The sequence below is a fragment of the Agromyces flavus genome, assembly GCF_900104685.1.
Classification (GTDB): domain Bacteria; phylum Actinomycetota; class Actinomycetes; order Actinomycetales; family Microbacteriaceae; genus Agromyces; species Agromyces flavus.
On sequence record NZ_LT629755.1, the window covers coordinates 968,515 to 982,822 of the forward strand.

The window sequence follows — 14,308 nt, forward strand, 5'->3', positions numbered from 1 at the left end:
GAGTGAGGACATCATGGGATTCCTTGACCGACTCTTCGGCGGCGACGACGATCGCGCCCGCCAGTCCGCGCCGCAGGTGCCGCAGGCGCCCCAGCAGCGTCGGCTGAGCGAGGACGAGCTCGCGATCGAGCGCTACCGCTATCTCCTGCGCACCGCGCCGCCCGAGTCGATCGAAGCGGTCCACGCCGAGGCGTTCGCGAAGCTCACGCCCGAGCAGCGCCAGCAGGTGTTCCGTTCGCTCTCCGAGCAGGCCCCGGCAGGGGAGCGGCTCGCGTCCGACGACCCGCAGTCCCTGGCCCGGGCTGCGACCCGGCAGGAGCTGCGACAGCCGGGCTCGATGGAGCGCGCCTTCGCGGGCGCGCCGGCAGGCGGCGGCGCATACGGCCGTGGCGGTCCGTCGTTCGGGTCGATGGTCGGCAGTTCGCTGCTCGGCACCGTTGCGGGTGTCGTGATCGGGTCGGCGATCGCGCAGGCGTTCCTGCCCGATGCCTCGTCGTTCGACGCGGCCGGAGCCGACGGCGCTGACGCCGCGGGCACCGACGGCGGCGACGCCGGAGACGCGGGCGCCGGCGACGCGGGCGCGGGAGACGCGGGCGGCGACTTCGGCGGGGGCGACTGGGGCGGCTCCGGCGGAGACTTCGGAGGCGACTTCGGCGGCGACTTCGGGGGCGGCGACTTCGGCGGGTTCTGATCCGACCCGGGTCGGCGGTCCCCGCTAGGGTCCCAGCATGAGCAGGCAGGACGGCTCGTCGCGGCAGGTCACGACGGGTCCGGTCGACGACTCGGCGACGCCGATCCTGCACGTCGACATGGATGCCTTCTTCGTCTCCGTCGAGTTGTTGCGACGCCCCGAGCTTCGGGGCAAGCCCGTGCTGGTGGGCGGCACCGCCGGCCGGGGCGTCGTGGCGGCGGCGAGCTACGAGGCCCGCCGGTACGGCGTCAACTCGGCCATGCCGATGTCGGTCGCGCTGCAGCGCTGTCCGAACGCCGTCGTGCTGCGCGGCGACTACCGGAGGTACGCCGAGTACTCCGACCGCGTCATGACGATCTTCCGCGAGCTCACGCCGCTCGTCGAGCCGCTCTCGATCGATGAGGCGTTCCTCGACGTGTCGGGCGCTCGCCGGCTGCACGGCAGCCCGGCCGAGATCGCCTGGACCATCCGACGCCGCGTGCACGACGAGACCGGGCTCACGTGCTCGGTGGGCGTCGCCGCCAGCAAGTACGTGGCGAAGGTCGCGTCGGGTCGCGCCAAGCCCGACGGCATGCTCGTCGTGCCGGCCGCCGAGACCACCGCGTTCCTGCACCCGCTGCCCGTCTCGGCACTGTGGGGCGTCGGTCGCGTGACCGAGGAGTCCCTGCTCAAGCTCGGACTGCGCACCGTCGGCGACGTCGCCGCCATGCCGCTCGACGCCCTGACCCGGGCGGTCGGCCCGGCGCTCGCCGCCCGGCTGTCGCGGTTGGCGAACGGCATCGATCCGCGTGACGTCGAGACCCGGCGCGTCGAGAAGAGCATCGGCCACGAGACGACATTCGACCACGACCTCGTCGCGCCTGACGACATCGCCAGGGAGCTGCTCCGCCTCGCCGCCGACGTCGGCGTGCGGCTGCGGAAGGCGGGCTTGGTGGCGCGCACGGTGACGCTGAAGCTCCGCTACGGCGACTTCACCACGGTGACCCGGTCGCGCACGCTCGCGGAGCCGACCGATGTCGCGCGCCGCATCTACGAGGAGGCGCTCGTCCCGCTCGGGGAGCTCGTGGGCGACGGGCGTCGCGTGCGCCTCATCGGCGTGCGCGCCGAGCAACTCCGCGACGCGGGCGGTGGCGCTCCGCTGTGGGACCCCGACGAGGACTGGCGCGATGCCGAGCGCACCATCGATGAGGTGACCCGGAGGTTCGGTCGCGGCGCGGTCCGTCCGGCCGCGCTCGTCCGTCCCGGCGGGCCGGGCCTGATGCCGACGGCCGGCGCCGGGTGGGAGCGGGACGACGCCGACGAGTCGGGGCGGTCGTCGGAGCGCCCGCGTCCGTGACGTGGCCGACTCGCTCCGTCCGTCAAGGTCTACCGGGGTCGGTTCGGCGCCGGTAGCGTGGCGGCATGGCTGATTTCGTGCTCGAGCTCGCAGACAAGGTCGCCGGCGTCGGGGTCCGCACCTCGTATGCCGACAAGGTCCAGCTGGGTGGTGTCGATGTCGTACCCGTCGCGCTCGGCGCGTACGGGTTCGGCGGCGGCTCGGGGAGCGCCCCCGAGCAGGGCGAGGGCTCGGGCGGCGGGGGCGGGGGATGGTCCGTGCCGCTGGGCGCGTACGTGAGCCGTGGCGGCGACGTCCGATTCGAGCCCAACATCCTCGGAGTCCTCATCGTCGCGATCCCGTTCATCGCCGTCACCGGCAAGGCCCTGCGGCTCATCATCCGAGCGCTCAAGAAGTAGGCGCATCCTCGTCGCCGCCCGCCGACGCGCGCGTCATGCGCGGCCGGCGGGCGTATACTCGTGCTCGAACACGGGAGTCCGGTGAGCCGGGCTGAGAGGAAGGTTCTCCAACCTTCGACCGTCGAACCTGATCTGGGTCATGCCAGCGCAGGGAGGGCATCCGATCTCATCTCCCGTGCCGCTTTCCACCTGACGAAAGGGCACGAACAGTGCACGAGACCACCCGCGGCACCGACCGCACCCACGACGTCGCCGGCGAGCCGATCGCGGCCGAGACGGCGACCGACACGTCCGCGCGGCGCACCTCCCACTGGCGCGTCGTCGACATCGTCGTCGCGAGCGTCATCGGCGTGGCGACCGGCCTGGTGTTCCTCTTCTGGAACAACGTCGGCTACGCCTGGTTCAGCGCGGCCGACGCGCTGACGCCTGGACTCGGGGGCGTCGCCGTCGGCATCTGGCTCATCGGCGGCGTGCTCGGCGGCCTGATCATCCGCAAGCCGGGTGCGGCCCTCTACGTCGAACTGCTCGCGGCGATCGTCTCCGCGCTCATCGGCAACCAGTGGGGCATCGAGACCATCTACTCCGGGCTCGCGCAGGGCCTGGGCGCTGAACTGGTCTTCCTCGCGACGGGCTATCGCCGATTCGGCGTCGTCACGGCGATGCTCGCCGGAGCGGCTGCGGGCCTGGGGGCCTGGACGCTCGAGCTGTTCACGTCCGGCAACCTGCAGAAGTCGGCCGAGTTCCTGTTCCTCTACCTCGGCACCGTCGTGGCCTCGGGCGCGATCCTCGCGGGACTGCTCGGCTGGCTCGTCGTCCGCGCGCTCGCGGCGACCGGCGCGCTCAACCGATTCGCCGCCGGACGGGACGTGACCGGACGGGTCTGACCCGTGGAGCACGACCGCACGCTCGCCCGCCCCGCCCGCGTGGACGCCACGGGGTGGGGGTGGCGGCACGCCGGCCGCGTGCGCCCGGCGCTGCAGGGCATCGACCTCGCGATCGACCCGGGGGAGCGGGTCCTGCTCCTCGGGCCATCCGGCTCCGGCAAGTCGACCCTGCTTCACGCCCTCGCCGGCGTCCTCGGAGGCGACGATGAGGGCGAGTCCGTCGGCTCGCTGCGCATCGACGGCCGGCCGGCACCCGAAGCCCGTGGGCGCGCCGGGCTCGTGCTCCAGGACCCCGACTCCCAGGTCATCCTGGCGCGAGTCGGCGACGACGTGGCGTTCGGGTGCGAGAACCTCGGGGTTCCGCGCGAGGAGATCTGGCGTCGCGTCGCGGACGCGGTCGACGCGGTGGGGCTCGACCTTCCGCTGGACCATCCGACGTCGCGTCTCTCGGGCGGGCAGAAGCAGCGCCTCGCACTCGCCGGTGCGATCGCCATGCGGCCCGGGCTGCTCCTGCTCGACGAGCCCACGGCGAACCTCGATCCGGTGGGCGTCGCCGAGGTGCGCGAGGCCGTCGGCCGCGTCCTCGAGCGCACGGGCGCGACTCTCGTCGTCGTGGAGCACCGGGTCGAGGTCTGGCAGCACCTCGTCGACCGCGTGATCATCCTCGGCGCCGACGGCGACGTCGTCGCAGACGGGGCGCCGGACGAGATCCTCACCGCGCGGGCCTCGGAGTTGGCCGCCGCCGGCGTCTGGGTGCCCGGCGTGCCGCTCGGCGTGCCCGAGGCGGCGGCCGGCGTGCCCACCGTCGCGCTTCCGGATGGCACGGCGCTCCTCTCGACGCGCGACCTCGCCATCGGCCGACCGCGCGGAACGGTGCTCCACGAGGGGCTCGAGCTGGCGCTCCCGCGCGGGACGTCCACCGTGCTCACCGGACCCAACGGCGCCGGCAAGTCCACGCTCGCGCTCACGCTGGGCGGCCTGCTCGCACCCCGCGCCGGCGCGGTGATCGCCGCGAGCGGGTTCGCGCGCGGGCTCCCGAGCAGCCCGGTCCGGTGGCGCTCGCGCGACCTGCTCACGCGGATCGGCACGGTCTTCCAGGAACCGGAGCACCAGTTCGTGGCCGCAACCGTCCGCGACGAGGTCGCCGTGGCGCCGCGGGCGCTGGGTCTCGGTCCCGCCGCGGTCACCGCACGCGTCGGCGAGATCCTCGAACGACTCCGACTCGATCATCTCGCGGGCGCCAATCCGTTCACGCTCTCCGGCGGCGAGGCCCGCCGGCTCTCGGTGGGGTCGGTCCTCGCGACCCGTCCCGAGGTCGTGATCCTCGACGAACCGACGTTCGGACAGGATCGCCTCGGCTGGGTCGAGCTCGTACGACTCCTGCACGAGCTCGTCGCGGGTGGGACCACGCTGCTGTCCGTCACCCACGACCTCGCCTTCACCGCCTCGCTCGGCGAGCGTCGGCTCGAGCTCGGCGTGCGCGCCCCCGCCGGGAGTCGCTCATGACCGCGCACGAGCTCGCCACGACCGACGTCCAGCCGACGCTTCGGTTCGTCGACCGCGTGAACCCGGTCACCCGGCTGGCGGCCGCGATGGTGCTGACGACCCCGCTGCTGCTCACCGTCGACTGGGTGAGCGCCGCGATCGCGCTCGGCATCCAGCTCGTGCTGTTCGCCGTGGCCGGCGTGACCCCGGCCGTGCTCGTACGCCGGACCTGGCCCATCCTGATCGCCGCTCCCGTCGCCGGGCTCAGCATGCTCCTCTACGGGGAGCCGTCCGGCACCGTGTACTGGGAGCTGTGGCTCGCGCGCATCACCGATGGCTCGATCGAGCTCGCGATCGCGGTCACCGTACGCGTCCTCGCGATCGGCCTGCCCGCCGCGCTGCTGTTCATGCGCGTCGACCCGACCGACCTCGCCGACGGGCTGGCGCAGATCGCCCGGCTCCCGGCGCGGTTCGTGCTCGGCGCACTGGCGGCGACGCGGCTCGTGGGCCTCTTCGTCGAGGACTGGCGCGCGATGTCGCTCGCTCGGCGAGCGCGGGGCATCGGCGACCATGGCGCCATCCGTCGCGCCGCGACCATGGCGTTCGCGCTGCTGGTGCTCGCGATCCGGCGAGGCTCGAAGCTCGCCACCGCGATGGAGGCCCGCGGATTCGGCGCGCACGCGCCGCGCACCTGGGCTCGTCCATCGCGGGTCGGGCTGGTCGACGCGGTGCTGCTCGTGCTGGCGGCCGCGATCGCGGCGATCGCGATCGCCGGGTCGATCTGGGCGGGCACGTTCCACCCGGTGTGGGCGTGACCCGCGGCGGCGCGATGGGGCTCGAGCCCGCGGTGCGCCTGGTCCGACGCGTCGCGGCGGGCCGACGCCATCCGCTCGTCCTGGTGGACGGGCCGAGCGGTGCCGGCAAGTCGACCTTCGCCGCGGTACTCGTGCGAGGCTGGCCGGGCGCCGAGCCCGTCGTGGTGCGCGTCGATGAGGCGATACCCGGATGGCGCGGCCTTCGCCGCGGCGCGGCCGCATTGGCCGTCTCGCTCGTGGGGCCGAATTCGCGCGGCGCGGTCGGCGCCGTCCACCGATGGGACTGGCTCGCCGACCGCGGCGGCGGAGTGCAACGGGTCAGGCCGGGCCGGGCGCTCGTCGTCGACGGCTGCGGCGCCTTCCGCGCCGGACGGGATCGGCCCGACGCCATCCGCGTCTGGGTCGACGCACCGTACATCGAGCGGCGTGAGCGCGCGCTCGCGCGCGACCGAGGCGCATTCGACCCGTACTGGGACGAGTGGGAGGCGGACTGGCGCCGGTACCTCGTCCGGGCGGCGCTGAACGAGCACGCGGTGATCCGGGTCCGACTCGGCGACCGGGCCGCGCGCGGCGCATGACCGGAGCCATCGCGCGGGACTACGGTGGGGGCATGGCAGATGCATCGACCTACGTCGCCGAGTTCATCGACGGCCCCCTCGAGGGCGACTTCGAGCAGCGCGCGCTCGTCGGCGGCAAGCCCGAGAAGCGCGTCGGCATGGTCGCCGCAGTCGACGGGCTCGAGTCCCTGTTCTGGTACGACGCGGTCGAGGAGCACGAGGTCAACGGGCAGCTGCGCGTGCGCTTCCGTTTCGACGCCGACGACTCCGACCCGGTCGAGTACGACGAGGAGAACGACTGACGCGTGCCCGTCAGGCGCTGCCGTCGAGGAACGCGCCGATCAGCTCGCCGGGGTGCGTGAGTCGCCAGACCGGCCCCGGGTCGCGGATCGCCGCGTCGAGTTCGAGTGCCGAGCTCACGTCGCGTTCGCCGAGCCGCACGGTCACGGTGCCGACCTGTCGTCCGGCCGCCGCGGTGGTGAACGGTTCGACGGCGACCGTCGCCGCGTCGGGCGCTGCACCGAAGGCGGCATCCGTTCGGGCAGCTGACGCGACGAGGCGCGCCCGCTCGCCCCACGCGGCCCGCACCTCGCCGTAGGAGGCACCCGCGGGGATGATCTCGATGGGCGCCGAGGCGGCTTGCATGCTCTCGACGGCGGCCAGGACGGCCGGATCGAGCGTCTCGTAGTCGTCGACGCCCGTCATGGCGCCCACGAGTCGCCGCGTCTCGTCGCCGACCTCGATCTCGGCGGTGAACACGAAGGACAGCGCGGCCTCGTCGGTGTAGCTGCGGCTCATCGCGCGGATCCCGTCGCCGCCGAGGTGCGCGATGACATCGGGGATGCGGCGGTCATCGGCCGCCAGCGGTCCCTCGCCGGCGAGGAACATCGGTCCCAGCGTCGGGTCGGCGAGCACGAGGCCCGCGAGCCGCGCAAGTTCGGCCGCGGTGCCCACGTTCTCGCCCGACAAGCCGGTCGCGTCGGCGACGCGAAGCGTGGCGAAGCCCTGCTCCTCGAGCCATCCGTTCGCCTCGCGAACGTAGTTCTCGACGCTGCCGAAGGACCACGTCGCCAGCGTGTCGGCGTGGTTGTTGCTCGAGGCGAGCATGAGTGCACGCAGGACGTCGCGCTCGTTCCAGTTCTCGCCGGGCGAGACCTTCAACGCGCGCGACCCCTCTGCCTGATAGGTGAGGTACGCCGAGTAGTCGGCGGCGCCGATCCGGATGTCGGGACCGCTCGTCCCCTCCTCGAGGGGGAGCGAGTCCACCGTCACGAGTGCGGTGACGAGCTTGGCCGCTCCGCCGATCGGCGCGGGCTCGTCATCGGCGAGCGAGGCGACGAGCTCGGCCTCGCCGGACTCGCCGACGAGCGCCACGGCGGACGCGCCATCGTCGGGCAGGACCACGGCGGCCGGCTCGGCGGCGGCGGCCTGCGCTTCGTCGACGCGGACGGAGACCGCCGGCAGGGGGCCGAGCAGCATCGCCGGGCCGTACACGCCGACGGCGAGGATCGCGAGCGTGCCGACGGCGATGCCGATCACGCGTCCGGGGGAGCGACTCATGCGCTCAGGCTAACGCGGCGCCGGTCATGCCCAGCCCAGCTCGTGCAGCCGGTCGTCGTCGATGCCGTAGAAATGCGCGATCTCGTGCACGAGCGTGACGTGGATCTCGTCGCGGAGCTCGGCCTCGGTCTCGGCGACGGCGAGCAGGGGCTCGCGGTAGAGCACGATGCGGTCGGGCATCTCGCCGAACCCGTACCGGTCGCGCTCGGTCAGTGCGGTGCCCTCGTAGAGGCCGAGCAGGTCGAGCGACCCGTCTTCAGGGCGATCCTCGACGACGAACACGACGTTCTCGAGGCCGTCGACCATGTCGTCGGGGAGCTGGTCGAGCTCATCGACGACGAGCTGCTCGAAGGCCTCGGCGTCGAGTTCCACGGGCGGCTCCCGGAATCATTGGGGTGAGTGACGGGGCTCGAACCCGCGGCCCGTCCCAGAGTACTGCACCACAACCCGGCGCTCTCGGGCGCTCTTTGGGGTGAGTAACGGGGCTTGAACCCGCGACCTCCTGGACCACAACCAGGCGCTCTACCAACTGAGCTATACCCACCATGTGCGGATCGCGTCGCGATCGGCAACCCTTCGAGATTACACCACGTTGGGGGCGCTCGATGACACGGGAGCGGGCTCGAGCGAGGCCTCGCGCGAGTCCTCGGACGCACCATGGCCCACGATGTCGGCCGCGATGGCCTGCAGTTCCTGGCTGGTCGGACCCGGGTCGGCGACGAACACCGCGCGGCGGTAGTACTGCAGCTCGCGGATCGACTCGAGGATGTCGGCGAGGGCGCGGTGGCCGCCGTCCTTCGCAGGAGCGTTGAAGTATGCCCGCGGATACCAGCGCTTGGCGAGCTCCTTGATCGAGGAGACGTCGACGTTGCGGTAGTGGAGGTGCGCGTCGAGCCGCGGCATGAAACGGGTGAGGAACGCGCGGTCGGTGCCGATCGAGTTCCCGGCGAGCGGGGCCTTCTGCTCGTCGGGAACGTGCTTGAGCACGTATTCGAGCACCTCGTACTCGGCTTCGGCCAGCGAGACGCCGTTCGGGATCTCGTCGATGAGCCCCGAATCGGTGTGCATGGCGCGCACGAAGTCGCTCATCGACTCGAGCGCGCTCGCGTCGGGCTTGATCACGATGTCGATCCCGGCGTCGACGGGGTTCAGGTCGTAGTCGGTGATGACCACCGCGATCTCGACCAGTTCGTCGACCTCGAGGTCGAGCCCGGTCATCTCGCAGTCGATCCAGACCAGTCGGTCACTCGAGGATGCCATGCGGCGAGTCTAATCCGGCGGCCCGACACCGGCTGGGTCGTGCTGCCCGGAGCGTCCGGACGGCTGGGGTATCGTGGTGGCGATCGGCCCTCGTAGCTCAGCGGATAGAGCAGGAGCCTTCTAATCTCTTGGTCGCAGGTTCGATTCCTGCCGAGGGCGCCGAGACCGGCTCGTCCGGATGCTCAGGGCCACGAGCGGGTAGACCAGCACCGAGACGAGCCCAGCGCCCACGAGAGCGGCCGCGAGACCTGGGTCGAGATCGCCGGCATCGACTCCGAGCGCCGTGACCGCGACGATGATCGGCAGGCCCGTCGCACCGAAGAAGCCGGTCGAGACCCGATCGCGCACCGACGAGCCCTTTCGCGCGAGCAGCGCGGTCGGGATGCCTCGGGTGACGAGCAGCAGGACCGCGAAGACCGGCAGCAGCACGAGCGTGCGGGTGTCGGACACCAGCGCGTGCAGGTCGAACGTGATGCCGGTGTTGATGAAGAACACCGGCACGAGGAGCCCGAATCCCACGGCTTCGATCTTGGCCTCCGTGATCTCGGCCTCTCGTGCGGGCGCGCCCTGGAGCAGGAGCTTGCCGAGCACGCCGGCCGCGAAGGCACCGAGCAGCATGTCGATCCCGAGGAAGATCGAGAGGGCGACGAGCGAGAGCAGCACGAACATGACGAGCCGGACCACGAACTGCCCGCTCGTGTGCAGGCTCGCCTCGATCGCGCGGTGCAGCCGGGCACCGTCGCCCCGCGCGGCGATGAACATGAGCACCCCCGCGATCACGGCGAACGCGATGAGCACCAGGGCCGCGTGGAGCGGCGACCGGCCGCTGAGGAACAGCGAGATGGCCAGGAGCGGCCCGAACTCGCCGACGGCCCCGATGGCGAGGATCGACGCGCCGAACGGCGTGCGAACGAGACCGGCGTCACGGAGGATGGGCAGCAGAGCGCCGAGCGCGGTCGAGGTCAGCGCGATCGCGATGAAGGCGGCGCCGATGCCCGGTTCGATCAGCAGGGCGACCGCGACCGCGAGTACGAGCGAGATCAGCCAGCCGATGCCCGCGCGGACGGTGGGCGTGCCGCGGATCGCGGCGAAGTCGATCTCCCGGCCGGCGAGGTAGAACAGCATCGCCAGGCCGAAGTCGGCGAAGAGCGAGATGAAGCGGTCGGGCTCGACCCAGCCGAGCACGTCGGGCCCGAGCAGGATGCCGAGCGTGATCTCGAAGACGACCAGCGGGATCGCCAGCCAGCGCCCGACCGCGCGTGTCGCGAGCGGGGCGATCGCGGCGATCGCCGGCACGAGCACGAGCGTGGACAGGTCGACGGTCACGCGGATCCCCCTCTCGCGCTGGTCCGCATGGTAGCCGACGAGGGCATCGCCGGGCAGCCCCGGGGCCGCGACATCCGCCCGTCACACGCGTGCCGTAGGGTCGTGGCATGCGCGACCTCCAGGCCAGGATCATCGAAGAACTGCACGTCGAGCCCTCCATCGACCCGGCCGAGCAGGTCCGTCGGCGCGTCGACTTCCTGAAGGCCTACCTCGCCGCTTCCGGCGCGAAGGGCCTGGTCCTCGGCATCAGCGGCGGACAGGATTCCTCCCTCGCCGGCCGGCTGTGCCAGATCGCGGTCGACGAGATGGCCGCCGAGGGTCGGGCCGCCCGGTTCGTGGCGGCTCGCCTTCCCTACGGCGTGCAGCGCGACGAAGACGACGCGCAGCTCGCGCTCGACTTCATCCAGCCGGCCGAGGTCGTCGACTTCAACGTCAAGGGTGGCGTCGACGGCTTGGCCAGCGACTACGCCGAGGCGCTCGGCGCGCCCATCAGCGACTTCGGCAAGGGCAACGTCAAGGCCCGCATGCGCATGATCGCGCAGTACGCGCTCGCGGGCGAGGGCGGCCTGCTCGTCGTGGGCACCGACCACGCCGCCGAGGCGGTCACCGGCTTCTTCACCAAGTACGGCGACGGCGGCGCCGACGTGCTCCCCCTCTCCGGCCTCACCAAGCGGCAGGGCCGCGAGCTCATGGTGCACCTCGGCGCGCCCGAACGGCTCTACCAGAAGGTGCCGACCGCCGACCTGCTCGATCATGACCCCGGTCAGTCCGACGAGGCGAACCTCGGCCTGCGCTACACCGACATCGACGAGTTCCTCGAGGGTGGCGAGATCGACGAGGCGGCCGCCGAGAAGATCGAGGCGCGCTTCCTGCAGACGCGCCACAAGCGCGCCGAGCCGGTCACGATGTTCGACGCCTGGTGGCGGGAGTGACCGCAGTCGCCGGGCGGGCGATCAGTCGGCGCTGACGGCGTCGCGCTGTCCGATCGGGCGCCGATCGGTGTCGGCGTCCGCCGAGTCCTCCTCGGAGGCCGACGCGTCGAGCGGAACCGGCTGCGTCTCCGCGCCCGTCGTGGGTGCGTACCGGTCGTGATGCTGCGTCGCGACCCACGAGTCCTGCGCGGCGACGAGTTGCTCGCCGGGCTCGTCGCGCTGCAGGCGCCAGCGCTCGAGGTCGTTCCTGAAGTCGCGTCGCGTACGCGACGGATGACGCTGCCACTCGAGCAGGCGCTCGCGGAACTCGACCACGGCCGGATCGAGCTGGTACCCGAAGGTCGCCGAGGCGCGCTTGAGCTCGTGGAGCTGGTGGGCCGCCCAGTCGGCCGCGACATCCGCCCCACGGACAGGCAGGAGGCGCAGCTGGATGTCGGCCTGGCCCACCGCGCGATCGGCGAGCACCTGCTCCTGCGGCGTGAGCGAGTTCCATACGGAGGCCTCGGTCGCGGCGTCGACGAGCGCGGCGACGGCCGAGTTGCGCAGCTCCCGATCACGCTCGCGGATGATGCCGCGCACCGCGCGTCGGGCGATCCAGGCCGACAGCAGGCCGGCGGCGAGGAGCGAGACGAAGATGACCGCCGCCGCGAAGAGAGTCGGGCGTGCGGCATCCGAGACGAGCCAGTCGACGAAGTCGTTCCACCACTGCATGTGCGCAGGCTAGCGCCGCGGGAGTTCGCTCCGCCGCAGGTCGCACGGCGCGCCTCGCCGCGGGATCAGCCGAGCGCGGTGCCGTGCGCCGCGTGGGGCTCGATCGCCTCGATCTCTTCGCGCGTCAGTGGCGCGGCCTCGAGGGCCGCGACGTTCTGCTCGAGCTGGGCGACGCTCGATGCGCCGATCAGGGCACTCGCGACCTGCGGGACGCGGAGCACCCATGAGAGCGCGAGCTGCGCGAGGGACTGGCCGCGCCCGAGCGCGATGTCGTTGAGTGTGCGCGCGCGCGCGAGGTAGTCCTCGCTGATGCGGTCGGCGGGAAGGAAATGGCTCGTCGCGGCCCGCGAGCCGGCGGGCACCTCGCCGGAGAGGTAGCGGTCGGTGAGCAGCCCCTGCGCGAGGGGTGAGAACACGATCGCCGACGCCCCGACCTCGTCGAGCACCGGGAAGAGGCCGTCCTCGATGTGGCGGTCGAACATGGAGTACCGCGGCTGGTGGATCGTGAGCGGCACGCCTTCGGCGGCGAGCGCCTCGGCGGCGCGCCGCGTCTGCTCGGGCGAGTAGTTCGAGATGCCGGCGTAGAGCGCCTTGCCCTGGCGGACGGCGTGCGCGAGCGCACCCATCGTCTCCTCCACCGGGGTGTCGGGATCGGGACGGTGAGAATAGAAGACGTCGACGTAGTCGAGGCCGAGGCGCCCGAGGCTCTGGTCGAGCGATGCGAGCAGGTTCTTGCGAGAGCCCCACTCGCCGTAGGGGCCGTCCCACATGAGGTAGCCGGCCTTCGACGAGACGATGAGCTCGTCGCGGTACGGCTTCAGGTCGGTCGCGAGCAGGCGCCCGAAGTTCTCCTCGGCGCTGCCGGGCGGAGGCCCGTAGTTGTTCGCGAGGTCGAAGTGCGTGACGCCGAGGTCGAATGCGCGGCGCACGATCGCGCGCTGGGTGTCGAGCGGTCGGTCGTGGCCGAAGTTGTGCCAGAGCCCGAGCGAGAGCGCCGGGAGCTTGAGGCCGCTTCGCCCGATCCGGTTGTACGTCATCTGGTCGTAACGGTCGGGGGAGGCGGCGTAGGTCATGTGGGTAGCCTAAGGCGATGGAGAACTTCGTTCTGGCCGGTGGATGCTTCTGGTGCCTCGATGCCGTCTACCGCACGCTTCGCGGTGTGGATGACGTCGTCTCCGGCTACACCGGTGGTTCCGTGCCGAACCCGTCCTATGAGCTGGTGTGCACGGGCGCGACGGGTCACGCCGAGGCGGTCCGCGTGGACTTCGACCCCGACGTGATCCCGCGTGAGGTGATCCTCGACGTGTTCTTCACCCTGCACGACCCGACGCAGCTGAACCGTCAGGGAGCGGATGTCGGGACCCAGTACCGGTCGGCGATGTTCTTCCAGGAGGACGGGCAGCGCGAGCTGTTCGAGCAGGCGCGGGATCGCGCGGCGGAGTGGTGGCCCGGGGACATCGTGACGACCATCGAGCCGCTCGGCGAGTACTACCCCGCCGAGGAGTACCACCAGGACTTCTTCGCGAAGAACCCGGGCCAGGGCTACTGCCTCGCCGTCGCGCTGCCGAAGGTCAACAAGATCCGGCGATCGTACGCCGACTTCGTGGTCGCCTGAGCCCTCCTCGACAACCCGGCGTCGTTCGCGGTTTCCCACGGGCCGACGGCAGGGGCGACGGATGGCGCCCGGCGCCGCGCATGCTGTGGTCAGCGGCATCCGGGGTCGTTCCGGCACGAGGGCCCCGGATGCCGCGAGTCGCCGAATCGCGGCGGCGTCGACCCGAGGAGCACACCCATGACCGACCAGATCACCGTGACCGGCGCCATCGGCGGCGACCCGCGGCACACCGTCACTCCCGCCGGACTCCCGATCACGAACTTCCGGCTCGCATCGACGCGCCGCTACTTCGACCGCGCGACCGGCCAGTGGACCGACGGCGAGACCAACTGGTACACGGTGTCGACCTTCCGCCAGCTCGCGGTCAACGCCGCCGAGTCGCTGCGCAAGGGCCAGCGCGTCGTCGTGCACGGCCGCGTCCGCGTGCGCCAGTGGCAGACGTCCGAGAAGTCGGGGCTTGCGATCGAGATCGAGGCCGATTCGGTCGGCCACGACCTGGCGTGGGGCACGTCCGAGTACACGAAGTCGGCGGCGGCTCGCGCGTCGGCCTCCTCCGACGACCCGTCGACCGACGCCGTGCCCACCGAAGCCGCACTGGCGGCAGACGCCTGGGCGACGCCGGGCGCCGGCTGGGTTCTCTCCGGTGACGGGTCGGCCTCCGACGTCCCACTGCGCGACGCCGATGAGGCACTCGAGGAGCATGTGGCCGACGACGTTCGCGCCTGAGGCGCGGGGCGG

The 14,308-nt window shown here is 72.1% G+C and carries 17 protein-coding genes, 2 tRNA genes and 1 riboswitch; of the genes, 12 read left to right on the plus strand and 7 right to left on the minus strand.

What is annotated here, in order from left to right:
* Window positions 1–13: 13 nt before the first annotated feature.
* From BLT99_RS04555 to BLT99_RS04590, 8 genes are all read left to right on the plus strand, one after another.
* Complete coding sequence (locus BLT99_RS04555; protein WP_092669650.1) at window positions 14–691, plus strand: hypothetical protein; 678 nt, start codon at window positions 14–16, stop codon at window positions 689–691.
* 37 nt (window positions 692–728) lie between these two features.
* Complete coding sequence (locus BLT99_RS04560; protein ID WP_092669652.1) at window positions 729–2,027, plus strand: DNA polymerase IV; 1,299 nt, start codon at window positions 729–731, stop codon at window positions 2,025–2,027.
* Between the two features lie 65 nt (window positions 2,028–2,092).
* Entirely contained in the window at window positions 2,093–2,425 is a 333-nt protein-coding gene (locus tag BLT99_RS04565; RefSeq protein ID WP_092669654.1) for a hypothetical protein, read from the plus strand.
* A gap of 60 nt (window positions 2,426–2,485) precedes the next feature.
* Window positions 2,486–2,596, plus strand: a riboswitch (TPP riboswitch).
* A 38-nt stretch (window positions 2,597–2,634) separates the two neighbouring features.
* Entirely contained in the window at window positions 2,635–3,309 is a 675-nt protein-coding gene (locus BLT99_RS04570) for an ECF transporter S component (protein ID WP_308209002.1), read from the plus strand.
* A gap of 3 nt (window positions 3,310–3,312) precedes the next feature.
* Window positions 3,313–4,815: an ABC transporter ATP-binding protein gene (locus BLT99_RS04575; protein ID WP_229724659.1), complete on the plus strand. Its 1,503-nt coding sequence runs from the start codon at window positions 3,313–3,315 to the stop codon at window positions 4,813–4,815.
* Window positions 4,812–5,609 (plus strand): energy-coupling factor transporter transmembrane component T family protein, encoded by a 798-nt coding sequence (locus BLT99_RS04580; protein WP_092669656.1) that lies wholly within the window; start codon window positions 4,812–4,814, stop codon window positions 5,607–5,609. Before BLT99_RS04575 ends, BLT99_RS04580 begins: the two co-directional genes overlap by 4 nt.
* Entirely contained in the window at window positions 5,606–6,187 is a 582-nt protein-coding gene (locus tag BLT99_RS04585) for a nucleoside/nucleotide kinase family protein (RefSeq protein WP_133988546.1), read from the plus strand. The genes BLT99_RS04580 and BLT99_RS04585 overlap by 4 nt, the downstream gene beginning before the upstream one ends.
* A gap of 32 nt (window positions 6,188–6,219) precedes the next feature.
* The gene (locus BLT99_RS04590) at window positions 6,220–6,468 is read left to right on the plus strand and encodes a hypothetical protein (protein WP_092669660.1); all 249 of its coding nucleotides are present in this window, start codon (window positions 6,220–6,222) and stop codon (window positions 6,466–6,468) included.
* 10 nt (window positions 6,469–6,478) lie between these two features.
* Here the strand turns inward: BLT99_RS04590 and BLT99_RS04595 are convergent, their stop codons facing one another.
* From BLT99_RS04595 to orn, 4 genes are all read right to left on the minus strand, one after another.
* Window positions 6,479–7,726 carry a serine hydrolase family protein gene (locus BLT99_RS04595; protein ID WP_092669662.1) on the minus strand — a complete coding sequence of 416 codons (1,248 nt, stop codon included), beginning with the start codon at window positions 7,724–7,726 and terminating at the stop codon, window positions 6,479–6,481.
* A gap of 24 nt (window positions 7,727–7,750) precedes the next feature.
* Window positions 7,751–8,098: a metallopeptidase family protein gene (locus tag BLT99_RS04600; RefSeq protein ID WP_092669664.1), complete on the minus strand. Its 348-nt coding sequence runs from the start codon at window positions 8,096–8,098 to the stop codon at window positions 7,751–7,753.
* Window positions 8,099–8,194: 96 nt separating this feature from the next.
* Window positions 8,195–8,270: transfer RNA gene (locus tag BLT99_RS04605), tRNA-His, on the minus strand.
* Window positions 8,271–8,308: 38 nt separating this feature from the next.
* Window positions 8,309–8,986, minus strand: a complete 678-nt coding sequence (gene orn, locus BLT99_RS04610) for an oligoribonuclease (RefSeq protein ID WP_092669666.1) — start codon at window positions 8,984–8,986, stop codon at window positions 8,309–8,311.
* Window positions 8,987–9,072: 86 nt separating this feature from the next.
* Here orn and BLT99_RS04615 point away from each other — a divergent pair.
* A tRNA-Arg gene (locus BLT99_RS04615) sits at window positions 9,073–9,145 on the plus strand.
* On the opposite strand, the gene BLT99_RS04620 is transcribed toward BLT99_RS04615, so the two are convergent.
* Window positions 9,107–10,312: a cation:proton antiporter gene (locus BLT99_RS04620; protein ID WP_092675627.1), complete on the minus strand. Its 1,206-nt coding sequence runs from the start codon at window positions 10,310–10,312 to the stop codon at window positions 9,107–9,109. The two genes, BLT99_RS04615 and BLT99_RS04620, sit on opposite strands and share 39 nt — an antisense overlap.
* Window positions 10,313–10,419: 107 nt before the next feature.
* On the opposite strand from BLT99_RS04620, the gene nadE reads away from it, so the two are divergent.
* Window positions 10,420–11,244, plus strand: coding sequence for an ammonia-dependent NAD(+) synthetase (gene nadE / locus BLT99_RS04625; protein WP_092669668.1), 825 nt, complete (start codon window positions 10,420–10,422; stop codon window positions 11,242–11,244).
* 21 nt (window positions 11,245–11,265) lie between these two features.
* On the opposite strand, the gene BLT99_RS04630 is transcribed toward nadE, so the two are convergent.
* A complete protein-coding gene (locus BLT99_RS04630) occupies window positions 11,266–11,955 on the minus strand; it encodes a cation:proton antiporter (protein WP_092669670.1) in 690 nt (229 codons plus the stop codon).
* A gap of 65 nt (window positions 11,956–12,020) precedes the next feature.
* Entirely contained in the window at window positions 12,021–13,028 is a 1,008-nt protein-coding gene (locus tag BLT99_RS04635) for an aldo/keto reductase (RefSeq protein ID WP_092669672.1), read from the minus strand.
* Window positions 13,029–13,045: 17 nt separating this feature from the next.
* Here BLT99_RS04635 and msrA point away from each other — a divergent pair, with 17 nt between their 5' ends.
* Together msrA and BLT99_RS04645 are read left to right on the plus strand one after the other, a co-directional pair.
* Window positions 13,046–13,570, plus strand: a complete 525-nt coding sequence (gene msrA / locus BLT99_RS04640) for a peptide-methionine (S)-S-oxide reductase MsrA (protein WP_092669674.1) — start codon at window positions 13,046–13,048, stop codon at window positions 13,568–13,570.
* A 177-nt stretch (window positions 13,571–13,747) separates the two neighbouring features.
* The gene (locus BLT99_RS04645) at window positions 13,748–14,296 is read left to right on the plus strand and encodes a single-stranded DNA-binding protein (RefSeq protein WP_092669676.1); all 549 of its coding nucleotides are present in this window, start codon (window positions 13,748–13,750) and stop codon (window positions 14,294–14,296) included.
* The last annotated feature ends 12 nt before the right edge of the window (window positions 14,297–14,308 follow it).